Raw genomic sequence first — 24,542 nt, forward strand, 5'->3', positions numbered from 1 at the left:
CCGGGCCGCTCCTCAGGGCATCGAGCCCATGTCGTGCACGGGCATCATGTTGGCGTTCAGATGATACATGACCCAGATAGATCCGCTGAGCGCGATCGCCACGATGAGGATCGTGAAGATCAGGGCCAGCATCGACCATCCGCCCTCCGACTTCGTGTTCATGTGCAGGAAGTAGATCATGTGCACCACGATCTGGACCACGGCGAAGGCGATGATGATCGCCCCCGTGGCCTGCGGCGCCAACGCGCCGGTCATGACCAGCCAGAACGGGATCGCGGTCAGCACGACCGACAGCACGAACCCCGTCAGGTAGCTCTTCAGCGAGCCGTGGGCGTGGGTGTCGTGGTGATGATGATCGTCGGCGTGGGCGCTCATCGCAGCATCCCCATCAGGTAGACCACAGTGAAGACGCCGATCCAGATGACGTCCAGGAAGTGCCAGAACATCGACAGGCACATCAGCCGTCGCATGTTGGCCGGGATCAGGCCACGCTGAGCCACCTGCGCCATCAGCGTCACCAGCCAGATGATCCCGAAGGTGACGTGCAGGCCGTGGGTGCCGACCAGGGTGAAGAAGGCCGACAGGAAGGCGCTGCGCTGAGGCGTCGCGCCCTCATGGATCAGGTGCGCGAACTCATAGAGCTCGATCCCCAGGAAGCAGAGGCCGAAGAGCCCGGTGATCGCCAGCCAGGCCTGAACCTGGCCCTTCTTGCCGCGCTCCATGGCCAGCATGGCGAAGCCGTAGGTGATCGAGGAGAACAGCAGCATGGCGGTGTTGACCGCCACCAGTGGCAGTTCGAACAGATCCCGCGGCGCAGGACCGGCCGCGTAGTTCCCGCCGAGCACGCCGAACGCCGCGAACAGCATCGCGAAGATCAGGCAGTCGCTCATCAGATAGATCCAGAAGCCCAGCATGGTGCTGGAGCCTTCCGGGTGATGCGGCTCTTCCTCGATGTGGAAGCGCGGCTTGTCCGCGGAAAGATCCGCGTGAGAGGTCATCACGTTCATGAGCTTCAGACCCCGGCCGCGAGAACGCGCGTGCGCTCGTCCTCGGTCTGCCGGACCTCTTCGACCGGGATGTGGTAGTCGCGGTCATAGTTGAAGGTGTGGGCGATGGCGGCCACCAGGATGGCCAGGAAGCTCGCGGCCGCCAGCCACCAGACGTACCAGATCAGGCCAAGCGCCAGGCCGATGCTCAGCACCGACAGGATCACGCCCGCGCCGGTGTTCTTCGGCATGTGGATCGGCCGGAAGCCGGAGATCGGCCGCGCATAGCCGCGCTTCTTCATGTCCCACCAGGCGTCGCCGTCGTGGATCACCGGGGTGAAGGCGAAGTTGTAGGCCGGCGGCGGCGAGGAGGTCGCCCACTCCAGGGTGCGGCCGTCCCACGGGTCGCCGGTCAGGTCGCGCAGCTTCTCGCGGTTCTTGATGCTGACCGCGATCTGGATCAGGAACGCCAGGATGCCGACCGCGATCAGGGCCGCGCCGAAGCCGGCGATGATGAACCAGATCTGCAGCGACTGGTCGTCGAACACCCGCATGCGGCGGGTCACGCCCATCAGGCCCAGCACATAGAGCGGCGTGAAGGCCACGAAGAAGCCGATCACCCAGCACCAGAAGCTGACCTTCCCCCACTTCTCGTCGAGCTTGAAGCCGAAGGCCTTGGGGAACCAGTAGTTGATGGCGGCGAACAGGCCGTAGAGCACGCCGCCGATGATCACGTTATGGAAGTGCGCGATCAGGAAGAGGCTGTTGTGCAGCACGAAGTCGGCTGGCGGCACCGCGAGCATGACGCCGGTCATGCCGCCGATGACGAAGGTCAGCATGAAGGCCACCGTCCACATCATCGGCAGTTCGAACCGGATACGGCCCCGGTACATCGTAAACAGCCAGTTGAATATCTTCGCCCCTGTCGGGATCGAGATGATCATGGTCGTGATCCCGAAGAACGAGTTCACGCTGGCGCCCGAGCCCATGGTGAAGAAGTGGTGCAGCCACACCAGATACGACAGCACCGTGATGACCACCGTCGCATAGACCATCGAGGTGTAGCCGAAGAGCTTCTTGCCCGAGAAGGTCGAGGTGACTTCGGAGAAGACGCCGAACAACGGCAGGATCAGGATGTAGACTTCCGGGTGACCCCAGATCCAGATCAGGTTCACGTACAACATCGGACTGCCGCCGAAGTCGTTCGTGAAGAAATTCATGCCGACGTAGCGGTCGAGCGACAAAAGGGCGAGCGCGGCCGTCAGCACCGGGAAGGTCGCCACGATCAGGATGTTCGTGCAGAGCGAGGTCCAGGTGAAGACCGGCATCTTCATCAGCGACATGCCCGGCGCGCGCATCTTCACGATGGTGGCGATCAGGTTGATGCCGGATAAGGTCGTCCCGACCCCCGCTACCTGCAGGGCCCATATGTAGTAGTCGACCCCGACCCCTGGGCTGTAGGCGATGCCCGACAGCGGCGGATAGGCCAGCCAGCCGGTCTGCGCGAACTCACCGACGAACAGCGAGATCATGACCAGCACGGCGCCGGCCGTGGTCATCCAGAAGCTGAAATTGTTGAGGAACGGGAAGGAGACGTCCCGCGCGCCGATCTGCAGCGGCACCACATAGTTCATCAAGCCCGTGACCAGGGGCATGGCCACGAAGAAGATCATGATCACGCCGTGGGCGGTGAAGATCTGGTCGTAGTGGTGAGCGTTCAGGTAGCCCTCGGACCCGCCGAACGCCATGACCTGCTGCAGGCGCATCATGACCGCGTCGGCGAAGCCACGCAGCAGCATGACGATCCCGAGGATCATGTACATGATCCCGATCTTCTTGTGATCGACGGTGGTGAACCACTCGCGCCACAGGTAGCCCCAGAGCTTGAAATGGGTCAGGGCCGCGAGCAGCCCGACGCCCCCCAGGGCGACGACGCCGAAGGTGCCCACCAGGATGGGCTCGTGGAACGGCAGGGCCTCCCAGGTCAGGCGGCCGAATATGGGCGAGATAGCGGTTTCAGCAGACATGGGGCGAACGATCAGGAGTTCGAGGGGGAGCGGTTCAGCGGGGTGGTGAGCGCGGTCAGCGCGCTCAGCGCCGGCAGGCGCGGCAGGCCGGCGCCGGTCATCGGCGCACCGGAACCCGGCTTGGGCTCAGCCTCGGCGCGCTGGACGCCGGCGCCGCCGCGGCCGTCGTCGGTCGGGGTGCAAATAGAGAGGACGTAGGCGTCCTTGGCGGCGAGCACCGTCGATCCGCGGCGCCCGTTCTTGTCGTAGGTCAGCGGGGCGGTGTTGTGCGCCGCCTCGAGGCCCAGGCCGCCCCGGCGGTCGATGGACATCATCTCACCCATGCACATCTTGCCCGGCTCGACGCACATGTTGACGATCGCGTCCCACAACATCGGGTCGATCTGCGAGAAGTGCGTCACCGGGACCCTCTCGCTGGGCCGCTCCAGCTCGAGATAGCGAGCGCGGTCCAGGCCGGCGTCGGCTTGGCGCACCTTGGCGACCCAGGCGTCGAAGCCCTTGTCGTCCAGACCATGGAACTTGAAGCGCATGCTCGAGAAGCCGGCGCCGGAATAGTTGGCCGAGAAGCCGTCGTACTCGCCGCGATGGTTGATGACCGCGTGGAGCTTCGTCTCCATCCCGGGCATGGCGTAGATCTGGCCGGCCAGGGCCGGGATGTAGAAGGAGTTCATCACCGAGGAGGCGGTGATCTTGAAGCGGATCGGCCGATCGACCGGCGCGGCCATCTCGTTCACCGAGGCGATGCCGTATTCCGGGTAGATGAACAGCCACTTCCAATCGAGGGCGACGACCTCGACATCCAGCGGCTTGGTGGAGGCGGCGACGGGCTCGCCCTGCTTCACATGCCCGAGCGAACGATAGGGGTCGAGCAGGTGGGTGCTGGCCCAGGTGATCGCGCCCAGACAGATGATGATCAGCAGCGGCGCGGCCCAGATCACCAGTTCGAGGTGCGTCGAGTGGTCCCAGTCCGGCTCGTAGCGCGCAGCCTTGTTCGAGGCCCGGTACTTCCAGGCGAAGAAGATCACCAGCGCCATCACCGGCACGATGATCAGCAGCATCAGATAGGTCGAGACCAGCAGCAGGTCGCGCTCGCGCACGGCGATATCGCCGGCCGGATCAAGAACGACGGCGCTGCAGGCGCCTAGGCTCAGCAGCAGGGGCAGGGAAAGAAGCGAGCGCAGGCGCAAGACGTATCCAATCGCGGAACAATGCGGACAGCTCCTGCCGCCGAGCGGAAGAAGCCTCACCCGTGGCCCTAGTGGAGCGGCTGCGGCGCGGACATTGGACAATCTGTCCAATCCCCCTGGCGGCTCCCATGTCCTCAAAGCGCGCCAGACGAGCGCAGCTTTCCGCGCTCGCGTACCTATTCCGGAGCGAAGACCTGATGTCCGCCCAAAGCGCCTCGCCGAGTTCAGTGTCCCTGGAACGCGACGCCGCGAAGATCAACGCGACCCACGGCAAGGTCGACGCCAGCGAGATCGCCATCGGCGTCATCATCGGCCGGACATCGGAGTTCTTCGACTTCTTCGTCTACGCCATCGCCTCGGTGCTGGTGTTCCCGCAGCTTGTCTTTCCCTATGCGGGTCCGCTGGGCGGCACCCTGCTGTCGTTCGCCGTTTTCGCCCTGGCCTTCATCGCCCGCCCGTTCGGCACCGCCCTCTTCATCGCCATCGACCGCAAGTTCGGACGCGGCACGAAGCTGACCACCGCCCTGCTGCTGCTCGGCGCCTCCACCGTGGCCGTCGCCTTCCTGCCCGGCTACCAGCAGGCAGGCGTCTGGTCGGCGATCCTCCTGGCCGCCTTCCGCATCGGCCAGGGCATGGCCCTGGGCGGCGCCTGGGACGGCCTGGCCTCGCTGCTGGCCCTCAACGCGCCGCCGCATCGTCGTGGCTGGTACGCCATGATCCCGCAGCTCGGCGCCCCGATCGGCCTGATCGTCGCCAGCGCGCTCTTCGCCTACTTCCTGACCGTGTTGTCGGCCGCCGACTTCCTGGACTGGGGCTGGCGCTATCCGTTCTTCGTGGCCTTCGCCATCAACGTGGTGGCCCTGTTCGCCCGCCTGCGCATCGTCGTCACTCCGGCCTTCCAGGCGCTGTTCAAGACCCGCGAACTGCATCCCGCGCCGGTGCGCCAGGCCATCGCCGAGGAAGGCCCCAAGATCGCCATCGGCGCCTTCGCCCCTCTGGCCAGCTTCGCCATGTTCCACATGGTGACGGTCTTTCCGCTCTCCTGGATCTTCCTGTTCACCCGTGAACTGCCGAGCCGGTTCCTGGTCATCGAGCTGGTCGGCGCGGTCTTCGGCCTCTTGGCGGTCCTCGCCTCGGGCATGCTGGCCGACAGATATGGCCGCCGCACGGTCCTGGGCGTGACCGCCGCGGGCATCGCCGCCTTCAGCGGCTTCGCCCCGCAACTGCTCGACGGCGGCTCGGCGGGCGAGCTGGCCTATATGATCTCGGGCTTCATCCTGCTGGGCCTTTCCTTCGGCCAGGCGTCCGGCGCGGTGGCCTCCAGCTTCTCGCTCGCCAACCGCTACACCGCCTCGGCCCTCACCTCGGACCTCGCCTGGCTGTTCGGGGCCGGCTTCGCTCCCCTCGCCGCGCTGCTGCTATCGACGCACTTCGGTCTGATCGCCGCCGGCGCCTACCTGCTCTCCGGCGCTGCGGGGACGCTGCTGGCCTTGTGGCTGAACCGCAGCCTGGCCAAGAGCGGGAGCTGAGGCGGCGCGCGCCTCGCGCCGCCTCCGGCATCGATGGTCGGGCATCCACCGCTGACGCTCTTGCGGAGAGAAGCGAGCCGGCCAGCTCATCGCGATTCAAGCTGTGCCATATTCATACAGGTTTAACTCGACTGATTGATACCCGCCAGCCCAACCAGCCCGCGAGGGGGCTGAAGTATTCAGGGCTTACCAGGTGCATATGCATAATAAAGATGGCCTACCGAAAGACGCAGGCTGTGCGTCTATCGATTGTCTGGCTTTTAGAAATCGGGGAGGCCACGCGTGACCGCCCCCACCATTACCGGCCTTGACGCCATATCGTTGATCGAAGGCCACGCCGCGATCAACATCGGCCAGGATCTTTCCTTCTCCGGCGGCGCTGATTTCACCGGCGGCTTCCTCCGCTTCGAAGTGAGCGACCCCAATAGCGGCGACCAACTCAAGCTGACCAGCGCGGGCGACGTGAACGCCGCCGGCGCCATCTCGGTCGACGCCGCCGGCTTCGTCTATCTGGGCGACGGCTCGGGCCGTGAGGCCATCGGGACCGTCGACGCCGTGGAAAACGGCCAGAACGGCGCGGCGCTGAAGATCAATATCGGCGTCTCCACCGGCGCTATCGGCAATACCGGCTTCGAAGGCGGGACCGACGGCTGGACCATCGTCACCCAACGCGTGATCCTCGGAGAAACCGAGATCGGCGGCCATGTGACGCCCACCGATCTGACCATTCCGCCCAACGCTGGCGACGATGCAGGCCCCGCCACCCTGACCTACAACTTCGAGCTTTCGACGAGCGACCACACCGAAGGCTCTTCGTCGCTGCGGCTCTACAACCTCGGCAACACGGGCGCCGGCTTCGATGTCGTCCACGGCCCGTACGCCGTCTCCGACACGTTCGAGGCGAACGCCGGCGAGGTCTTCCGCTTCGACTGGCGCGCGGCGGCGGGCGGCGACGCCTATGACGCCTACGGCTACCTGCTGAACGTCGACACCGGCGAGACGGTCACCGTGCTGGACGCAACCGGCGTGGATGACACCGGCGAGACGGCATGGACCTCTGCGGCGGTCGAGGTGCCGGAGACCGGCGACTGGGCTTTCGTCTTCGTGGCCGGCACCTACGACTTCAGCGGCGGCCAGGCGGTCGGCGGGTCGCTGTTCATCGACAACATCCGCACCCTGACGCCCTCGTCGGTGGATGACGCCATTCTCCAGACGATCGCCTCGCAGGTGACGTTCCAGAACACCTCCAATGAAGCCGTCGACACCCGCACCATCGGGGTCTCGGTGGCCGATGGCGAGGGCGACCAGGAGACGGCGAGCGCCGACCTCGACATCACCAACACGCCTAACGAACCCAGCCAACCGCGGCTCGCGGGGTCGCCGAGGCTCGGCGACACGTTGAGCCTCGCCAGCCCGGTGTCGGATCCGGACGGCCTCGATCCCGCCGGCGTGACCTATCAATGGCAGCAGCGCCAGTCGGACGGGTCCTGGGCCGACATCGACGGCGCGACCGGCGCGACCTACGTGCTCACCGCCGATGACGTCGGTCACTCCGTCCGCCTCGTGGCGCAATACACCGACAACGGCGGCGACGACGAAACGGTCACCAGCTACGCCACGTCCCTGGTGCGGGACCCGGCCGCCCCGCGGCCTCCGCCGGCCCCGACGGAGATCGACGAACATGCCAACACCGCGACCGGCACGATCGGCTCGGACAGCATCAGCGGTCTGGAAGGCGACGACACGCTCAGCGGCGGCGGCGCGGACGACTTCATCAACGGCGACCAGCAGAACGACATCGTGCAGGGCAACCAAGGCTCCGACACCCTGCATGGGGGTCAGGGCGACGACATCGTCCGTGGCGGTCAGGACGATGACCGGGTGCTCGGGGACAAGGGGAACGACCAGGTCTTCGGCGACCTGGGCCGTGACGTGGTCAACGGCGGAGACGGCGACGACGTGCTGTGGGGCGGACAAGGGGCCAGTCCCGACACCGGCGACGCCGGCGACACCGTAAGCGGCGAGGCCGGCGCCGACTTCCTGAACGGCAACGGCGGGGATGACGCCCTCGACGGCGGCGTCGGAAACGACACCGTTCACGGCGGCCAGGGCGCGGACCTGATCTACGGCGGCGAAGGCGACGACATCGTCCTGGGTGATTTCGGGAACGACACCGTCAGCGGCGGCGCCGGCGCCGACGAGTTCCAGATGCACGGCGGCGGGCGCGACGTCATCGTCGACTTCAGCCTGGCGCAGGGCGATCGCATCTTCCTCGATGCGGGCGCCTCGCACACCGTCAGCCAGCAAGGCGCCGACACGGTCATCGACTGGTCGGAGGGTCAGGTGGTGCTGATTGGCGTCCAGCTCTCCAGCCTCACGGGCGACTGGCTGGTCGCCTGACGGCAAGGTCCTGGGGGCGCCTCATGCGGGCGTCCCCAGGCTCTGCGCCCTGCAGAGCCCTTAGCGGTGCGCCGAGCGCTTGCCTTTCTCGGTCAGCGAGAACCAGAAGGTGCGTTCGCCGTTCGGGTCCTCCCTGTGGCCCGTGACCCGCGCCAGGCGCAGATAGCCATAGATGCAGAGACATTCGAGGTGGCGGCACTCGGCCACCGCGCCCTCGACCTCCTGCCGATGGCGATAGGTCACGACCTGCAGACCGCCCGATTGCAGCGCCCTGATCAGCCGTTCACGATCTTCGGTTTCGAGCCTCATTCTGAAAACTCAACCGCGGATTGCCGCCCCAGGTTCCCGGACCTGTACTCACCGGAGCTTGAACCCTCCCGCAAGCTTTGTCATCAGGCCATGTCGGCCATTGCGAGGGAGGCGACGATGACCTGCGAACTGGATACTGACCACCTGCAGGCGCTCAGCACAGCAGCTTCCGAGGCCTGGCTCTACGGCCTGCCGCTGATCGAGGTCGCCACCACCCGGTCGCGCGGAAGCGCGCTCGGCGGCCAGGTCAACGTCTTCGCGCATATGCGCAACCTGGCGGACCACCGCGCCCGCACCGTCACTACCCCGAACAACGACACCCTCTATTCCAGCGGCCAGATCGACCTCAGCGCCGGGCCGGTGACGATCGTCCTGCCCGCCTCGGGCGACCGCTACCTGTCGCTGGCCCTGATGGACGCCTACACCAACAACTTCGCCCTGCTCGGGTCGCGCACCACCGGGCCGGACGGCGGAACCTTTCGGCTCGTCGGTCCCAGGGACGCCGCCGAGGGCGACAACGTGATCCGCTCGCCCACCGACCATGTCTGGGCGCTCGCCCGCATCCTCGTGGACGGCCCCTTCGACCTGGAGGCCGCGCGCTCGGTGCAGGCCGGCATATCCATGCAAGGACCCGCCGCACCCTCCCCGGCCCGCCACGCCGGCCGCGCCGCCCCCTGGAACGAGTATTTCGCCAGCGTCGACGCGCTGATGGCGGCGAACCCGCCGCCGGTCACCGACCTTGGCCTCATCCGCCGCATCGCGCCCCTGGGACTGGGCCGGGGCGGCTTCGATCCGGGCGCATTCAGCAGCGAGGAGGCCGCGGCCATCGAAGCGGGCGTCCAGCAGGCGAGGTCTCTGATCCGCAGCCGCGGCCTGGGCGGCGCCGGCTGGGAAGATGGCTGGTCCTATCCACGCGCCGACCTTGGCGACTTCGGCCAGAGCTACGCCTATCGCGCCGCCGTGGCGCTGGCGGGCCTGGCCGCGCTCCCGCCGGTCGAGGCGATGTACATGCGCGGCCAAGGCGAAACCGGCGGGACCTATGACGGGACTCGCCCCTGGCGGCTGCATTTCCCCAGCGACCGCCTGCCGCCAGTCGACAGCTTCTGGTCCCTCAGCCTCTACGAGGCCACGCCGGACGGGCAGTTCTTCTTCGCCGACAATCCGCTCAATCGTTACGCGATCGGCGACCGGACGCTTGGCCTGGCCTACAATCCCGATGGCTCGCTCGACATCTGGATCGGCGCGGACAGCCCCGGCTCCGAGCGCGAAAGCAACTGGCTGCCCTCGCCGGCCGGCCCGTTCGCGCTGTTCATGCGCGCCTACCTCCCGCAAGCCAGCCTGCTGGAAGGCCAATACCGCCTGCCGCCGGTGCTTCCGGCCTAGTGGACGCGCTCTAACTGACGGCAAAGCGTCTCGATCGCATGGACCGTCGCACGGAGCTCGCCCAGGAGCCCCGGGTCGGCGTCGCCCGGCTCATCGGCCGCCAGCCACAGCTCGCTCTCCATCGCGCAGGCCGACAGCAACAGTTTCAGCGAAGCCATCATGTCCTCCCAGACCGGCGCGCCCTCGCCATGGTCCGGAACGCCATCCTCGAACACCAGGTCGGCGAACCGGCGCATGGCCGCCGAGGCGGCCCTCACGTCCTGGGCCAGCGGGCTCGCTTCGAAGCCGGGCTCGGAAAGCAGGAGGGCGAAGCTGCCGGGAGAGGCGCCCGCCCCCAGCAGCGCCTGGTTCAGACGCTGCAGGCCTTCGCTGAGCCTGCCCAGCCAATAGGCGAGGCGGTCTTCAATCGGATAGGTCATCATCGTCGAACTCACCTGGCGCACGCCCGGCGGGTCCGATGCTGACGGACAAGCATACGCGATCGGGATGTTGCGAGCGGATTGGGGCGTCGCGAGGGGGGAAGGAGAACTCGCACGCCCACTCCGGTAACGCGGAATTCAATCGACGCCATGTAAACAATCGCCGCCGTTACCCTTGTTTACCACCTCCCCGAGCAACCGAGTTGTAGTGATGCTTAGATGTTCCATTGGGCGCCGGGCTCCGGGCCATCGTTTCGATCGGGTAAGCGAATGAGAATTGCGGCGTTGGACGATGACGACGCGCAGCGCGAGGCGGTGGCTCGAGTGCTGGTGGCCGGAGGCCACTCCAGCCAGTGCTTTCATCTGGCGGCGCCGCTGATCAACGCCTTGCGGCGCGAGACCTTCGATCTCCTGGTCCTCGACTGGAACGTTCCGGACATGAGCGGCCTGGAAGTCATCGACTGGGCGCAGAAGAACCTCACGCCGGCTCCGCCGATTCTCTTGCTCACCAGCCGGTCGAGCGAGTCCGATGTCATCAACGGCCTGAACGCCGGCGCCGACGACTATGTGGTCAAGCCCGTGATGGGCGGCGTGCTGCTGGCGCGGATCAACGCCCTGTTGCGACGGACCTATCCCGACCGCGGCGTCGGCGGCCTGGAGACCTATGGCGACTACGTCTTCAACCTTCCCGCCGAGCAGGCCACCGTGCGGGGCGAACTGGTCCCGCTGACGGCCAAGGAGTTCGGCCTGGCCCTGCTCTTGTTCCGCAACCTGCATCGGGCGCTTTCGCGAGGGCATATCCTCGAGGCGATCTGGGGCCGCAACCCCGACCTTCCGACGCGCACCCTCGACATGCACATCTCGCGGATCCGGACCAAGCTGCAGCTCCGCCCGCAAAATGGATTCCGCCTGACTCCCGTCTACAGCTACGGCTACCGGCTTGAGCAGTTGACCGACGGCTGGACCGACGAGGAGCAGCCATGAGAGGTCTGGCGGCGGCGGGCCTCGGCGCGACCCTCTGCCTCCTGACGCCTCTGGCGAGCCGGGCGGCCGAGCCGACCGAGACCTATGTCGTGCAAAAAGGCGACACGCTCTACGAGCTTGGCCGACGCTACTTCGTCAGCGACCGCGACTATCGCATCGTCGCGCGTCTGAACGGCGTGCGCGATCCGCGCCGCCTGCAGGCCGGCGCGGTGCTGAAGGTGCCGACGCGGCTGCTGCGCCTGCGCCAGGTCGAGGCTCGCGTGGCCGGCTTCAAGGGCCAGGTCACCGCGACCGTCGGCGGCCGCACCGTGCCGCTGACCCGCGGCGCCATGATCACCGAAGGCGCGGTGATCGCCACCGGGGCCAACGCCTTCCTGCGACTGGACCTTCCCGACGGAAGCCAGCTCTCGATCCCCTCCCAGAGCCGTATCCGCCTCGGCCGCATGCAGGAGGTGGAGATGACCGGCGTCGTGCGCCGTGAACTCGAAGTCCAGCGCGGACGCCTGGAGTCGGAGGTGGTTCCTCTCCGCAACCAGGAGGACAGCTATACGGTTCGCACCCCGATGTCGGTCTCGGCCGTGCGCGGCACCGAGTTCGGCGTCAGCTACGACGAAGCCGCCGGCAGGTCGGGCACCGAGGTCATCGAAGGGCTGGTCATGGTCAGCCAAGGCGCCCAGTCCGCCTCGATCCCCGCTGCGCAAGGCGCGCTCAGCGGCGCGGCCGGCGTGAACGGCCCACTTCCCCTCCCGCCGCCGCCGAAGGTTCCTGCCGCCGGAAAGGTGCAGGATGAGACGACCGTCGCCTTCGCTGTCGAGGGAAGCGAGACGTCCGGGAGCTATCAGGTCCGCCTCGCCACCGACGCAGGATTTGTCGACGTCCTGGAGGACACCACGGCCAGCGGTCCCGAAGTCGGTTTCGGCGCGCTGCCCGATGGCGTCTATTTCCTGCGCCTGGCGTCGATAGACCCGAGCGGCCTGATCGGCATGCCGGCCACCTACGCCTTCGAGCGCCGCCTGAACACGCTCGAACTCGGCCAGCCCGCCGCGAGCCGGGAAGGGAACCTCCGCCGCTATAAGTTCCGCTGGAAGGCGGGCGGCGATGGCCAGCGGACCTATCGGCTGCAACTCGTCCGCAACGGCGAAGAGACCCCCGTTGTCGACGAAGGCGGCTTGACCATGCAAGAGCTCACCGTCACCGACCTTCCGGCGGGCGTTTACCATTGGCGCGTGATGTCGCGGACCTATGCGCGCGGAAGCTATGTCGAGAAGTGGTCCTCGCCCGAGCGGTTCGAAATCGGCCATTGAAGCCGCCGCTGGCCATAGACGACGGGGACGGGGCGCCGGTCCGGCGACGGGTGCTCCTGGAATGGCTGCTTGTGGCCGCGCTCACTGCTGCGCTGGTCGTGGGACTGTCGCTCAGCCACGCCACGCGACGGGCGGACAATGTGGTTTTCGACGCGCTGTCGGCCCTGAACGTCCGAGCGCCCGACGACGACATCGTCATTGTCGCGATCGACAATCGCAGCATCGCCGAAATCGGCCGCTGGCCGTGGCCGCGCAGCGCCCACGCCGCCCTGCTGCGCGGTCTCGCCGAAGCCTCGCCGCGCGCGATCGCCTACGACGTGCTCCTGCCCGAGGCGGCGCGGGACGACGCCGAGTTGGCGCAAGCCCTGCGGGGGGCGCCCACCTTCCTGCCGATCACCTTCGAAACCCCCGGCGCCGACGGCGCCGCCTACGACCTGCTGCCGCCGATCGAACCCCTCGCCTCCTCCGCCGCCGGCCTCGGGCAGGTCAATGTGCACTTCGACCAGGACGGCGTGGTTCGCCGCGCCTATCTGGCCGAACGCGACGGCGCCTTGGCCTGGCCGCACCTCATGGCCCTCATGCAGGGCGCCGCCGAGGGACGGCCGGCGCCCTCCCGCGCAACGCCCTTGCCGCCCGAGCAGCGGCGGCCGCTTGTGCGCCAGGACCCGGTGATGATCTCATTCGCCGGCCCACCCGGGCATTTCCGCACCATATCGTTCGTCGATGCGATGCGCGGCGCCACGCCGGCGGAGTTCCTGCGCGGCAAGCTGGTGCTGGTCGGCGCGACCGCGGACGGCCTCGGCGACCGTTACGCGACCCCGCTCTCCAATCACACGGAGATCATGTCGGGCATCGAGTTGCAGGCTAACCTGCTCGACACGCTCATCGGCGGGCACGCCATTCGACCGATCGGCCCGGCCACGGCCGCCGCCGCTTCGCTGCTTCCCCTGGCCCTGGCCCTGGCGGGGTTCCTCTACCTGCGCCCGAGGGCCAACCTGCTGCTGGGCGGCGCTCTCATCGCCTTGGCGCTCGCGGCCTGCGCAGCGCTGCTGATCTTCGGCCGCATCTGGGCGCCGCCCACGCCGGCCCTGGCGGGTCTGTTGCTCGCCTATCCGCTCTGGAGCTGGCGGCGGCTGGAGGCGACCAACGCCTACATGATGCGTGAGCTGAGGGACTTCGCCCAGGAGCCCGACCTGCTTTCGGCCCTGTCCGAACCCAGCGGAACGGCGCTGACCGACGTCGTCGACCGCCGCATGACGCTGCTGCATCGGGCGATCCTGCGCGCGCGCAACCTGCGGCGGCTCGTGCTGGACGCCCTGCAGGGCCTGCCGGACGCCACCCTCGTCGCCTCGCTGGATGGCCAGGTGCTGATCGCCAACCGGGAGGCCGAGGCCCTCTTCGGGCCAGTAAGCGGCCAGGTGACCGTTGCGGACCTGATCGCCAGGGTCGCGCCCGACGCGGCATGCACCGAGGCCGAAACCCAGGTGGAGGAGCGCGAACTCACCCTGTCGGACGACCGTGAAATGCACGTCCGGCGTACGGCGCTGACCCACACTGACGGAGAGCCGGTGGGCTGGATCGTCCGCTTCACCGACATCACCGCCCTGAGGGCGGCGGGTCGGCAGCGCGAGCACATCCTGCAACTCCTCACCCACGACATGCGCTCGCCCCAGATCTCCATCCTGACCTTGCTGGGCGGACCCGGCTCGAACGGTCTCCCGCCGGGCGTCGCCGAGCGGATCGGGGGCTATGCGCGCCGGACCCTTTCCCTGGCCGACAACTTCGTAAATCTGGCCCGCGCCGAGACCGACAGCTACACGCTGGAGCCCGAGAACCTGAGCGACATCCTGCTGGATGCGGCGGACGATCTCTGGCCGCAGTCATCGGCTCGCGGCATCGAGGTCGCGATCCTCGGCGCGGAGGACGAGCTCCTGGTCGACGCCGACCGGACGCTGCTGACGCGGGCGTTCATCAACCTGCTCGACAACGCCATCAAGTATTCGCCCGGCGGTTCCAAGGTCGAATGCCGGCTGAAGGCCAGCGACGAGGCCGTCACCTGCGCCATCAGCGACCACGGACGCGGCATGGAGCCCCAGCAGGTGGCCAGCCTTTTCAAGCGCTTCCAGCGGGCGGGCGGCGACCGGATCGACGGGGTCGGCCTCGGTCTTTCCTTCGTCCAGACCGTGATCCACCGGCACCGCGGCGCGATCACCTGCGTCAGCGCCCCCGGACGCGGAACGACTTTCGAGATCAGCCTGCCGCTCAGCAGCTCACGGTGAGACGATGCGCTCGCCGACGGCGGAGGCCAGTTCGCTGACACCGCCGCAGTCCTGCCCACGGCCAAGGCGGCTCGCCCGCACTTCATAGTCCGCCTGCGGGTTCGAAGCGTCGGCGATGTGCAGGGAGAGGGTGCAGATCGCTCGCTGGCGCGGCCGCCAGATCTTCCATTCGTCGGGCGGCGCGATCCAGCCCGCCTGCCCCGCCTCGGCGGCCGGCGGCGGTCCCGAATAGGCGCCGACCTTGAGCGGACGCACGCTGTAGCCGATGTCGGCCACATAGGCCGCGCCCTCGCCCTCCGCGATCAGTCCCGCCCGCGCCAGATCCTGGATCAGCGGATCGGCGCCCGCCGCCGCCGGCGTCGTCATCCGCATCGAGCCTGCAGTCAGGGCGGGCCGAACCCCGCGTTCGGCCAGATCGACCCTTCCGGAGGCGCAGCCTGCCGCCGCTGCGGAGGCGCTCAGGACTATGGCGATGGTTTTCAAGCGATACACGGGCACTGGATCAGTATGTGGATTTTCGCGACCGGGTAAACCGCCGCCGACCGGCTCGCCAGCGCGCGCCATATAGCCAAGCTTCCTCAAAGTAAGCCGAGACTACAACCTTGGCGTCAATCGACGCGGCATGCGTAAAATCCTCATTTCAGCCACGGAGGTGGCGAAAGCTTTTAGAGAATGACGCTCCCGCCTAGGAATATTCCAACCGAAGGACTTGAGTGTCGTCACTACTCGCTATCGGCGAAACACGTTCGCTGAACACGCTCGTCTATGGCGATCGACAAAGGCCACACCACTCTTTCCAAAGAAGAAAATAGGGCCTTAACTTCCTCGAATCCAAAGCGAACCTCGGAGCCAATACTCCGCTGGCGGACGACTTGGGTGAGGAGACCCGCTATGTCTGCTGAACCTTCAAACAAGACACCCGATCCCATGGACGTCGCACTTGGCGCCGCCGTCCGGATCCGGCGTCGAACCATAGGCATGTCCCAAGAGGCCCTGGCCGAGCAATGCGGCGTGAGCTTCCAGCAGATCCAGAAGTACGAAAACGGAGCCAATCGGATTTCGTTCTCCCGGCTCGTTCAGATCGCCCGGGCCCTGCGCTGCCGCGTTGTGGACCTGATGGACGTCCTGGACACCCCTGCGGGCGATGGAGACGTCGACTTGCTCAGCCGGATGCGCACGCCCGGCGCGCTGGAACTGCTCAATGCGTTCGAGCGATTGCCGCAGGAGGCCAGGTCATCCCTGGTCAATCTCCTGCGCGTCATGACCGACCCCGAAGCTGGCCACAAAGCCAGGCACAAGGAAGTCGCGTAAGTAAGAAAGAAGGGGCGCCGGTCACCCAGCGCCCCCTGACTTTTCCGTTGGCTCGGCTCAGAGCGGCTTGAGATCGACGGCGGCGACCTTGCCCCGCTCCTCACGCTCCTGAAACTCCAGCTTCTGCCCTTCGTTCAGGCCACGAAGGCCTGCGCGCTCGACCGCAGAGATATGGACGAAGACGTCCTTGCCCCCGTTGTCGGGCTGGATGAAGCCATAGCCCTTGGTGCCGTTGAACCATTTGACCGTCCCGGTGGCCATGACGCTTAGTCTCCCTGACAGCATCCAAACAGGGGCGGGCGCCCCGAAACAATCTCAGTCATCTGGGAAGGCTGTTCGGTCCGCGAGGCGCGGGGAAAAGAACGACGGCAGGCCCAAGTTCAAGATTGCGGTCGAAATTTTGGACACGGCCAATCAAGACGGTCAACCAAGAACAAGGTTCAACTTTCCGCCAGAACCGCGTCGATCAGGGCCTTGGCTTCGGCGCTGGACCAGTCTGCGCCCCCCGCCAGGCGACCGCGTTCGATCCCGTCCGCGCCATAGATGATTGTGGTGGGCATGCCCGAGGCCACCGGCTTGAAGGCGAAGGGCAGCGCCATTTTCGGGTCGTGATAGAAGGCCAGCGGCGCATGCTTGGCGATGAAGGCGCGAGCCTTTTCGGCGTCCTGCGGACGATCCACGCTGACCGCCACCACCTCGACCGGCTTGCCCTGATAGCTGGCGGCCAGCTTGGCCAGGGTCGGCATCTCGATCACGCAGGGCGCGCACCAGGTGGCCCAGAGGTTCACCACCGTCACCTTGCCCTTGAAGTCGGCGATCCGGGCCGTCGCGCCACTGGCGTTCTGGAAGCTCGTCACCGGGGCGACCGCGGCCTCCGCCGGGATTTCGAACTTCGCCATGTCGCCCTTGGCGAACGACTTCAGGTCATCGGCGCGCTGGGGGTTTATGGAAGCCTGGACGATGATGTACAGAACGGCCGCGACGCCGACCACGGCGACGCCCCATAGCCCCAATTTCAAGCGGGAAGCCTTGGGTTCGCCCGCGGCCTTCTCACCAGACTTCTCGGTCATATGACGCACTCTTCCTCGACTGCTCCCGCCGGTTCGACGCAAGGCTCCCAAGCGGGCGGCCAGGCCATGTGGGGCGGGCGGTTTTCGTCCAAGCCGGCCGAGCTGATGCAGGCGATCAACGTCTCCATCGGCTTCGACAAGCGGCTGGCGGCGCAAGACCTCGCCGGATCCCGCGCGCACGCGGCGATGTTGCTCAAGCAAGGCGTCATTACAAGCGAGGATGAGGCCGCCATCCAGGGCGGGCTCGCCGCCATCGAGGCCGAGATCGCCGCCGGGACCTTCCCGTTCCGCGACGAATACGAAGATATCCACATGAACGTCGAGGCCCGGCTGCGCGAGCTGATCGGGCCCGCCGCCGGCCGCCTGCACACCGCCCGCTCGCGCAACGACCAGGTGGCCCTCGACTTCCGCCTCTGGGTCCGCGACGCCTGCGACCGCACCGTCGTCCAGATCCAGAACCTGCAGCGCGCGTTGGTGGCCAAGGCCGAGCCGCACGCCGCCACCCTGATGCCGGGCTTCACCCACCTGCAGCCCGCCCAGCCGGTGACCTTCGGTCACCACCTGATGGCCTATGTGGAGATGTTCGGCCGCGACGCTTCCCGCTTTTCCGACGCCCGCGCGCGCATGAACGAGTGCCCGCTGGGCGCTGCGGCCCTGGCCGGCTCGCCCTTCCCAATCGATCGCCATGCGACGGCGCAGGCCCTCGGCTTCGCCGTCCCGACCGCCAACTCGCTGGACAGCGTCGCCGACCGCGACTTCGCGCTGGAGAGCCTCTCGGCGGCCTCCATCTGCGCGACCCACCTGTCGCGCCTGGCCGAAGAGATCGTGATCTGGATGACGCCGCAGTTCGGCTTCGTGAAGCTGTCGGACGCCTTCACCACCGGCTCGTCGATCATGCCGCAGAAGAAGAACCCCGACGCGGCCGAACTCATCCGCGCCAAGGTGGGGCGCATCCTCGGCTCGCTCACCCAACTGACCGTGGTCATGAAGGGCCTGCCGCTGACTTATTCGAAGGACATGCAGGAGGACAAGGTCCCGACCTTCGAAGCCTTCGACGCGCTGGAGCTCTCGCTGGCGGCCATGGCCGGCATGGTCGCCGACCTGGAGCCGGTTCCCGAGCGCATGGCCGCCGCGGCCGGGGCCGGCTTCTCGACCGCCACCGACCTGGCCGACTGGCTCGTGCGCACCCTGGACATGCCCTTCCGCGACGCCCACCATGTCACGGGCGCCGCGGTGAAGAAGGCCGAGAGCCTGGGCTGCGACCTTCCGGGCCTGCCGCTCGCCGAACTGCAAGCCATTGAACCGCGCATCACCGCGGCGGTGTTCGACGTGCTGACGCCGGAAGCGTCGGCCGCCAGCCGCAAGAGCTACGGCGGAACCTCGCCGGAGCAAGTCCGCATCCAGATCGCGCGCTGGAAGGAGAAGCTGCAATGACCCTTCGTCCCCTCGCGGTGATCCTGGCGATCAGCGCGACCGCGCTCGCCGGATGCGGCAAGCTGGGCCAGCTCGAACGCCCCGGCCCCATAGCGGGCAAGGGCTCGGGCGCCGACGCCGGCGCCAACCCGGCCCGCACGGTCCGCACCGTCGATCCCCGCAACCGCGACGATCGCCCTGCGCCTCCGCGCACCCTGCCGATCGACAGCGCCCCCAATCCCACCGCCGTCGCCCCGCGCGGCGCCCTGCCGGACCCGTACGCAAACCCACGATGAATCATTTCGAGCTCAAGGGGGGCGAGCTCTTCTGTGAAGGCGTGTCCCTGGCCGACATCGCCGCCGCAGTCGGCACGCCGGTCTATGTCTATTCGAGCGCCACGCTCGAGCGCCATTTCCAGGTCCTTCGCGACGCCCTTGTGGCCGAGGACCTGAAGGGCGAGCACGGCGGCGACCCGCTGATCGCCTTCGCCGTGAAGGCCAACTCCAACCTGGCGGTGCTCAAGACCCTCGCCCGGATGGGCGCAGGCGCCGACACCGTGTCCGAGGGCGAGATCCGTCGCGCCCTGGCCGCCGGCGTGCCCCCCGAAAAAATCGTCTTCTCAGGCGTCGGAAAGACCGCCGACGAACTGGCCTTTGCGCTGAAGGCGGGCGTTTCCGAGATCAACGTGGAGTCCGAACCGGAAATGCGGCTGGCCAGCCAGGTCGCCCGCTCTCTGGGACTGCGCGCGACCATCGCCATCCGGGTCAATCCCGACATCTCGGCCGGCGGCCACGCCAAGATCTCCACCGGCAAGGCCGACAACAAGTTCGGCGTCTCCTTCTCGGAGGCCGAGCGGCTCTACGCCAACGCCTCCAACGACGCCGGCCTCAACCCGGTGGGCGTCACCTGCCACATCGGCAGCCAGATCAGCGACCTGGAGCCCATGGCGCAGGCCTTCGCCAAGATGCGTGGCCTGGTGGAGCGCCTGCGCGGCGAAGGGCTGTCGGTCCAGCGGCTCGACCTCGGCGGCGGCCTGGGCGTGCCCTATTTCAACCAGCCCGAACCGCCCTCCCCGGCCGACTACGCCCGGATGATCGCCAAGACCATGGACGGCCTCGACATCGCCTACGCCTTCGAGCCCGGGCGGATGATCGCGGCCAACGCCGGCGTATTGCTGGCTCGGGTGCTGCACATCCACGAGCGGCCCGAGGGGCGCAAGTTCGCGGTGCTCGACGCGGCCATGAACGACCTGATCCGGCCGGCCATGTACGACGCCTACCACGAGATCGCCCCCGTGAAGCCGCGGGCCGGCGAGCCGGTGGTCTATGACGTCGTCGGCCCGATCTGCGAGACCGGCGACACCTTCACCCGCGAGCGCGCCCTGCCGCCGCTGGAGTCGGGCGATCTCGTCGCCTTCCTCAGCGCCGGCGCCTACGGGGCGGTGATGGCCAGCGAGTACAACAGCCGGCTCCTGGTCCCCGAAGTCCTGGTCAAGGGCGACCAATACGCCGTGGTGCGCCCGCGCCCGACCTACGAAGAGATGATGGAGCGCGAACGCCCCGCGCCCTGGCTCTAATCCAGCGCGCCGATATAGGGCAGCCCGCGCAACGCGCCGGCCGAGTCCATCCCATAGCCGACCAGGTACCTCGCCGGCGCCTCCCAGGCCACGAAGTCGGGGACGATGGCTCGCTTGGTCGGCCAGGGCTTGCTGGCGAACACCGCGGTCAGGGCGCGGCTGGCCCCGGCGTCGCGCACCAGCCGATGGGCCTCGGAGAGCGAGAGGCCGGTGTCGATCACGTCGTCGATGACCAGGGCCGTGCGACCGGCCAGCGGCCGCTGCAGGTCGGCGCGCACCTCGCACCGCCCAAGGCTCGCCCGCTCGTCGCCATAAGACGCCAGCCACAGGGCGTCGAACCGCACGTGGCGGCCCTGCCGCGCCAGGGCCCGCGTCAGGTCGGAGGCGAACCACAAGCCGCCCGTCAGCAGGCAGACCGCCACCGTGTCGTCGTCGATCACCGGCGCGATCTGGCGGGCCAGGTCCTCGACCCGGCGGGCCACCTCCTCTTCGGTGAGCAGGACGACGGGCGGAACGTGGGGATCAGTCATGGGCAGGGAGGGCGTCCGGGCTGTCCGGCGGCAGCGGCTGGGCGTCGACGGGCGGCGGCCCGGCGGCGGCGCGGAGTTCGGGAGCCGGCGCCCGGGGCGCAGGATCGGCCTGCTTGACGGCCACCGTCACGGTTTCCTTCGGCGCGAAGGCGACCTCGAGTTCCTTGGCCCGTACCGGCGGGTCCAGCAGGGCGATGGCGAAGTGCCGGGTCTCGCCCGGCGGGATACGGGCGTCCGCCGGTCGCGCGATCTTGGTGGCGATCGGCTCGCCCTTCTCGTCCAACAGGCTGATGCGCAGCGGCGGTGTGACGATCGGCTCGTTCTCGATGTTGCGGATCATGCCCGACACCGACAGCGCCGCATGGCCCTCCTGCAGCGACGGCTCGAACCGCACGCCCTCGATCACCAGGCCCAGGCTGTTCACTGGCAAGCCGACCCCGGCGTAGGCGCTGGCCGTCCGCGGCCACAGCTTCACGACGTCCACCCGGAAGATCATGGCGAGCGCGATCAACAGCACCAGGGCTGCCGCCATACCGGCCCAGACCACTCCCGTCGCCGTCGCCTCGCGCACCTTGCGCTCGGTGTCCTTGCGCGCGCGGAACGCCCTGGGCAGGTCATCGGCGCTCAAACCGCCGAGCGCAGCCTCGGGTTCGGGTTCGGCGATCGCAGGCTCCAGAACGACGGGTTCCGGCTCCGGTTCGGCGGCGCCTTCCGGCACGGCCGTCCAGCGCGCGCCGCAGTTCGCGCATTTGACCGCGCGTCCGCCAGGCGGAATCTTGGAATCGTCCACGAAATAGCTGGTGGCGCACTCTGGACAGGTCAGTATCATGACGGCCGAATCGGACGCTCCAGCAACCTCCACCGAGGTCGCCGATTTCGGCCCCCATGTCCAGAAACCTGAACGCCACAGGCGCCTACGACGCCGATCCTGCCGTTGTCCGCTTCGATGATGTGTCGATGCGTTATGGTCGCGCCCCCGAAACCTTGAAAGACCTCACCTTCTCTCTAGCGCCGGGGTCCTTCCACTTCGTGACCGGCGCATCGGGTGCAGGCAAGACCTCGCTGCTCAAGCTCCTGTTCCTTGCGGCTCGCCCGTCCAAGGGGTTGCTGCACCTCTTCGGCCAGGACGTCGCGACGCTGCCGCGGTCCGAGCTGCCGTTCCTGCGACGAAGGATCGGCGTGGTCTATCAGGAGTTCAAGCTCCTTGAGCATCTCTCGGTCTTCGACAACACCGCCCTGCCCTTGCGCATCGAGGGCCGCAAGCCCGACAGCTATCGCAACGACGTGGCCGAGCTGCTGGCCTGGGTCGGCCTGCGCAACCGGATGCACGTAATGCCCGCCACCCTCTCCGGCGGCGAGAAGCAGCGCCTGGCCATCGCCCGCGCCGTAGTCAATCGCCCGGAGATTCTGCTGGCCGACGAGCCCACCGGCAACGTCGATCCCGAGATGGCGGTGCGCATCCTGAAGCTCTTCGTCGAGCTCAACCGCCTGGGCGCCACCGTCGTCTTCGCCACCCACGACCAGGAGCTGGTGGCCCGATCGGGCATGCCCTCGCTGCACTTGGAGAAAGGCCGGCTGACTCCGGTGGCGGCGCGATCGTGAACGATTTCGACGTCGCGCGCTGGCGGCCTGCGCCCTTCCTGCCCGAGGCGGACGCCCGCGACGGTTCTCTGACCTTCGTGGTCGCCGTGCTTTGCTTCCTGGCCTGCCTGACCCTGCTTGGCCTGCTGGCCGCCAACCGAGCCGCCGACAACTGGACCGACCAGCTCCATGGCCAGGCGACCGTGATCGTCCGTCCCAAGGCCAACGAGACCCCCGACGGGGCCGCCGCCCGCGCCGCCGAGACCCTTGCCGGAGTGGCCGGCGTCGCCGAGGCCCGCGCCCTCGAAAAGGAGAAGGCCGAGGCGCTCATCGCCCCCTGGCTGGGCGACGCCGACCTTTCGGACCTGCCGGTTCCCCGCCTGGTGGCCGTGCAGCTCGACCGGACGGCGCCCGCCGGCGCCCAGGCCCTCGACCGCGCGCTGAAGGCGCAAGGGATCGACGCCGTGGTGGACGACCACTCCGCCTGGATGGGCGACATCCAGAAGGCCGCCCAGACCACCCGATGGGCGGGCCTGGCCATCTTCGGCCTCATCGCCATAGCCGCCGCCTCCGTGGTCGCCTTCGCCACCCGCGCCGGCCTCGCGGCGCGTCGGGAGGTGGTCGAGGTCCTGCACCTCTCGGGCGCCGAGGACCGCTTCATCGCCCGTCTCTTCCAGTTGCGCTTTGCGCGGATGGCCGCCGTCGCCGGCTTGTTCGGCGCCGCCGCTGCGGCGATCATGGGCGCTGGCCTGCGCATCGCGGGCGGAGGAGAAGGTTTGACGCCGGTGCTGCCGATCGCCTGGAGCGATCTCCTGTTCGTGCTGCCCGCGCCGCTGGCCGCTGCGGCGGTCGCCGCCGTCGCCGCCCGCTTCACCGCCCAGGCCCTGATCCGGGATTTCTCGTGAAGGGTCTCGTCGCGCTCATCGTCGCCGCCGCGATCTGGGCCGCCGGCCTGCTGGCCTTCGCCGAACGGGTCGAGCGCTCGACGCCTGCGCCCGAGCCCGCCGGCGCCGATGGAGTGGTCGCCCTCACCGGCGCCGGGTCGAACGAGCGCATCGGCGCGGCCATGAGCCTGCTGGAGGACGGCAAGGCCAGGCGGATGCTGGTCTCCGGCGTCAATCGCGAGGCCTCGCGCGAGGACATCCGGGTCGTCAGTCGCGCGGTCCGGCGGCTCTACGACTGCTGCGTCGACCTCGGCTTCGACGCCGCCAACACCGTCGGCAACGCCCGCGAGACCCAGGAGTGGGCCCGCGCCATGCGGTTCGACAGCCTGATCATCGTCACCGCCGACTACCACATGCCCCGCGCCATGCTGGAACTCCGCGGCGCCATGCCGGACAAGCGGCTGACCGCCTACCCGGTCGCCACTTCGGTCATGCGCGCCGAGCGCTGGTGGCGCACCAGCGGCGGCGCCCGCTTGATGGTGACGGAGTATTCCAAGTATCTCGCCATCCTCGGTCGGGAAGCGCTGCTGTCGCTGGGCCCCCGCGCCGACGCCGAGACCCAAGAGCCCACGAAAGGCCGCCCCCTTTGATCGCCGTTCGCTCCCTGGTTTTCGTGGTCCTCTTCTACCTGTGGTCCGCCATCGTCGCGGTCGGCTGCGCGCCGATCATCCTGCCTGGCCCACGGCGCTGGACCTCGGCGATGATGAGTGGCTGGGCCAAGGGCATCATCTGGCTGCTGAGGGTTGTCTGCGACATCAAGGTCGAGGTCCGCGGCAAGCAGCACATTCCCCAGGGCGCCTCGGTGCTGGCGCCCAAGCATCAGTGCATGTTCGACGTCTTCGCCCAGCTCGCCTGGCTGCCCGACGCCTGCTTCGTGATGAAGAAGGAGCTGATGTGGATCCCGTTCTTCAGTTGGTACGCGATCAAGGCCCGGATGATCGTCGTCGACCGTGAAGGCCACTCCACCGCCCTGCGCAAGCTGGTCCGCGACAGCCAGGAGCGCTTCGCCCAGAACCGCCAGGTGATGATCTTCCCGGAAGGCACCCGGACCGCGCCCGGAGCGCCGGCCGACTACAAGCCCGGCATCGCCGCCCTCTATCGCCAGATCGACGTTCCGGTGCATCCAGTGGCGACCAACTCCGGCGTCCACTGGCCCCGCCACGGCTTCCTGCGCCGCCCCGGGACCATCGTCTTCGAATACCTCGAACCCATTCAGCCCGGCCTCAAGCGCGCCGACTTTATGCGCACCCTGGAAGACCGGATCGAAACCGCCTCGGCCAAGCTGCTCCCGCTGTAGCGACGTAGGGGTA

General features: G+C 67.9%; 25 protein-coding genes. 14 read left to right on the forward strand and 11 right to left on the reverse strand.

The genetic code is table 11. The features are described from left to right. Positions 1–12: 12 nt before the first annotated feature. Genes ABID41_RS04470 through cyoA form a run of 4 tightly spaced genes read right to left on the reverse strand, consistent with a single transcriptional unit; the run spans position 13 to position 4,200 of the window. The gene (locus ABID41_RS04470; RefSeq protein ID WP_331932682.1) at positions 13–375 is read right to left on the reverse strand and encodes a cytochrome o ubiquinol oxidase subunit IV; all 363 of its coding nucleotides are present in this window, start codon (positions 373–375) and stop codon (positions 13–15) included. Then, entirely contained in the window at positions 372–998 is a 627-nt protein-coding gene (gene cyoC, locus ABID41_RS04475; RefSeq protein ID WP_331932683.1) for a cytochrome o ubiquinol oxidase subunit III, read from the reverse strand. Before cyoC ends, ABID41_RS04470 begins: the two co-directional genes overlap by 4 nt. Before the next feature lie 14 nt (positions 999–1,012). Beyond that, complete coding sequence (gene cyoB, locus ABID41_RS04480; protein ID WP_331932684.1) at positions 1,013–3,013, reverse strand: cytochrome o ubiquinol oxidase subunit I; 2,001 nt, start codon at positions 3,011–3,013, stop codon at positions 1,013–1,015. An 11-nt stretch (positions 3,014–3,024) separates the two neighbouring features. Further along, the gene (gene cyoA / locus ABID41_RS04485) at positions 3,025–4,200 is read right to left on the reverse strand and encodes a ubiquinol oxidase subunit II (protein ID WP_354297218.1); all 1,176 of its coding nucleotides are present in this window, start codon (positions 4,198–4,200) and stop codon (positions 3,025–3,027) included. A gap of 197 nt (positions 4,201–4,397) precedes the next feature. On the opposite strand from cyoA, the gene ABID41_RS04490 reads away from it, so the two are divergent. Together ABID41_RS04490 and ABID41_RS04495 are read left to right on the forward strand one after the other, a co-directional pair. Further along, entirely contained in the window at positions 4,398–5,729 is a 1,332-nt protein-coding gene (locus ABID41_RS04490) for an MFS transporter (protein WP_331932211.1), read from the forward strand. A gap of 282 nt (positions 5,730–6,011) precedes the next feature. Further along, the gene (locus tag ABID41_RS04495) at positions 6,012–8,129 is read left to right on the forward strand and encodes a calcium-binding protein (RefSeq protein WP_331932212.1); all 2,118 of its coding nucleotides are present in this window, start codon (positions 6,012–6,014) and stop codon (positions 8,127–8,129) included. Positions 8,130–8,189: 60 nt separating this feature from the next. On the opposite strand, the gene ABID41_RS04500 is transcribed toward ABID41_RS04495, so the two are convergent. Beyond that, the gene (locus ABID41_RS04500) at positions 8,190–8,438 is read right to left on the reverse strand and encodes a hypothetical protein (protein ID WP_331932213.1); all 249 of its coding nucleotides are present in this window, start codon (positions 8,436–8,438) and stop codon (positions 8,190–8,192) included. A gap of 117 nt (positions 8,439–8,555) precedes the next feature. Between ABID41_RS04500 and ABID41_RS04505 the strand changes: the two genes are divergently transcribed. Then, on the forward strand, positions 8,556–9,821 hold the full coding sequence (locus ABID41_RS04505; RefSeq protein WP_354297219.1) for a DUF1254 domain-containing protein: 1,266 nt from the start codon (positions 8,556–8,558) through the stop codon (positions 9,819–9,821). Here the strand turns inward: ABID41_RS04505 and ABID41_RS04510 are convergent. Next, the gene (locus ABID41_RS04510; protein WP_354297220.1) at positions 9,818–10,243 is read right to left on the reverse strand and encodes a hypothetical protein; all 426 of its coding nucleotides are present in this window, start codon (positions 10,241–10,243) and stop codon (positions 9,818–9,820) included. The genes ABID41_RS04505 and ABID41_RS04510 overlap by 4 nt on opposite strands. Before the next feature lie 282 nt (positions 10,244–10,525). Between ABID41_RS04510 and ABID41_RS04515 the strand changes: the two genes are divergently transcribed. Genes ABID41_RS04515 through ABID41_RS04525 form a run of 3 tightly spaced genes read left to right on the forward strand, consistent with a single transcriptional unit; the run spans position 10,526 to position 14,807 of the window. Continuing rightward, positions 10,526–11,224 carry a response regulator transcription factor gene (locus ABID41_RS04515; RefSeq protein WP_331931677.1) on the forward strand — a complete coding sequence of 233 codons (699 nt, stop codon included), beginning with the start codon at positions 10,526–10,528 and terminating at the stop codon, positions 11,222–11,224. Beyond that, entirely contained in the window at positions 11,221–12,528 is a 1,308-nt protein-coding gene (locus ABID41_RS04520) for a FecR family protein (RefSeq protein WP_354297221.1), read from the forward strand. Before ABID41_RS04515 ends, ABID41_RS04520 begins: the two co-directional genes overlap by 4 nt. After that, positions 12,525–14,807 carry a CHASE2 domain-containing protein gene (locus ABID41_RS04525; RefSeq protein ID WP_354297222.1) on the forward strand — a complete coding sequence of 761 codons (2,283 nt, stop codon included), beginning with the start codon at positions 12,525–12,527 and terminating at the stop codon, positions 14,805–14,807. Before ABID41_RS04520 ends, ABID41_RS04525 begins: the two co-directional genes overlap by 4 nt. On the opposite strand, the gene ABID41_RS04530 is transcribed toward ABID41_RS04525, so the two are convergent. Then, the gene (locus ABID41_RS04530; RefSeq protein ID WP_331932143.1) at positions 14,799–15,299 is read right to left on the reverse strand and encodes a hypothetical protein; all 501 of its coding nucleotides are present in this window, start codon (positions 15,297–15,299) and stop codon (positions 14,799–14,801) included. The two genes, ABID41_RS04525 and ABID41_RS04530, sit on opposite strands and share 9 nt — an antisense overlap. Before the next feature lie 486 nt (positions 15,300–15,785). Between ABID41_RS04530 and ABID41_RS04535 the strand changes: the two genes are divergently transcribed. After that, on the forward strand, positions 15,786–16,118 hold the full coding sequence (locus tag ABID41_RS04535; protein WP_414695991.1) for a helix-turn-helix domain-containing protein: 333 nt from the start codon (positions 15,786–15,788) through the stop codon (positions 16,116–16,118). Positions 16,119–16,175: 57 nt separating this feature from the next. Here the strand turns inward: ABID41_RS04535 and ABID41_RS04540 are convergent, their stop codons facing one another. Further along, positions 16,176–16,379, reverse strand: a complete 204-nt coding sequence (locus ABID41_RS04540) for a cold-shock protein (RefSeq protein ID WP_331932141.1) — start codon at positions 16,377–16,379, stop codon at positions 16,176–16,178. Between the two features lie 179 nt (positions 16,380–16,558). Beyond that, positions 16,559–17,188, reverse strand: a complete 630-nt coding sequence (locus tag ABID41_RS04545) for a TlpA family protein disulfide reductase (RefSeq protein WP_331932140.1) — start codon at positions 17,186–17,188, stop codon at positions 16,559–16,561. Here ABID41_RS04545 and argH point away from each other — a divergent pair, their 5' ends adjacent. Genes argH through lysA form a run of 3 tightly spaced genes read left to right on the forward strand, consistent with a single transcriptional unit; the run spans position 17,189 to position 20,177 of the window. Continuing rightward, positions 17,189–18,622 carry an argininosuccinate lyase gene (gene argH / locus ABID41_RS04550; RefSeq protein ID WP_331932139.1) on the forward strand — a complete coding sequence of 478 codons (1,434 nt, stop codon included), beginning with the start codon at positions 17,189–17,191 and terminating at the stop codon, positions 18,620–18,622. It abuts the gene before it with no gap. Then, positions 18,619–18,897 (forward strand): hypothetical protein, encoded by a 279-nt coding sequence (locus ABID41_RS04555; protein ID WP_331932138.1) that lies wholly within the window; start codon positions 18,619–18,621, stop codon positions 18,895–18,897. The genes argH and ABID41_RS04555 overlap by 4 nt, the downstream gene beginning before the upstream one ends. Further along, a complete protein-coding gene (lysA, locus tag ABID41_RS04560) occupies positions 18,894–20,177 on the forward strand; it encodes a diaminopimelate decarboxylase (protein WP_331932137.1) in 1,284 nt (427 codons plus the stop codon). Before ABID41_RS04555 ends, lysA begins: the two co-directional genes overlap by 4 nt. On the opposite strand, the gene ABID41_RS04565 is transcribed toward lysA, so the two are convergent. Together ABID41_RS04565 and ABID41_RS04570 are read right to left on the reverse strand one after the other, a co-directional pair. Further along, positions 20,174–20,707, reverse strand: coding sequence for a phosphoribosyltransferase (locus ABID41_RS04565; protein ID WP_331932145.1), 534 nt, complete (start codon positions 20,705–20,707; stop codon positions 20,174–20,176). The two genes, lysA and ABID41_RS04565, sit on opposite strands and share 4 nt — an antisense overlap. Next, positions 20,700–21,536 carry a DUF3426 domain-containing protein gene (locus ABID41_RS04570; protein ID WP_354297223.1) on the reverse strand — a complete coding sequence of 279 codons (837 nt, stop codon included), beginning with the start codon at positions 21,534–21,536 and terminating at the stop codon, positions 20,700–20,702. Before ABID41_RS04570 ends, ABID41_RS04565 begins: the two co-directional genes overlap by 8 nt. Before the next feature lie 56 nt (positions 21,537–21,592). Between ABID41_RS04570 and ftsE the strand changes: the two genes are divergently transcribed. From ftsE to ABID41_RS04590, 4 genes are read left to right on the forward strand one after another with little or no spacing between them, the layout of a single operon-like run. Then, positions 21,593–22,309 (forward strand): cell division ATP-binding protein FtsE, encoded by a 717-nt coding sequence (gene ftsE, locus ABID41_RS04575; protein ID WP_331931257.1) that lies wholly within the window; start codon positions 21,593–21,595, stop codon positions 22,307–22,309. After that, positions 22,306–23,193: a cell division protein FtsX gene (locus ABID41_RS04580; RefSeq protein WP_435529978.1), complete on the forward strand. Its 888-nt coding sequence runs from the start codon at positions 22,306–22,308 to the stop codon at positions 23,191–23,193. The genes ftsE and ABID41_RS04580 overlap by 4 nt, the downstream gene beginning before the upstream one ends. Further along, positions 23,190–23,822: a YdcF family protein gene (locus tag ABID41_RS04585; RefSeq protein WP_354297224.1), complete on the forward strand. Its 633-nt coding sequence runs from the start codon at positions 23,190–23,192 to the stop codon at positions 23,820–23,822. Before ABID41_RS04580 ends, ABID41_RS04585 begins: the two co-directional genes overlap by 4 nt. Beyond that, positions 23,819–24,529, forward strand: a complete 711-nt coding sequence (locus ABID41_RS04590) for a lysophospholipid acyltransferase family protein (RefSeq protein WP_331927678.1) — start codon at positions 23,819–23,821, stop codon at positions 24,527–24,529. The genes ABID41_RS04585 and ABID41_RS04590 overlap by 4 nt, the downstream gene beginning before the upstream one ends. The last annotated feature ends 13 nt before the right edge of the window (positions 24,530–24,542 follow it).

It is taken from the genome of Phenylobacterium koreense, from assembly GCF_040545335.1.
Lineage (GTDB): Bacteria > Pseudomonadota > Alphaproteobacteria > Caulobacterales > Caulobacteraceae > Phenylobacterium > Phenylobacterium koreense.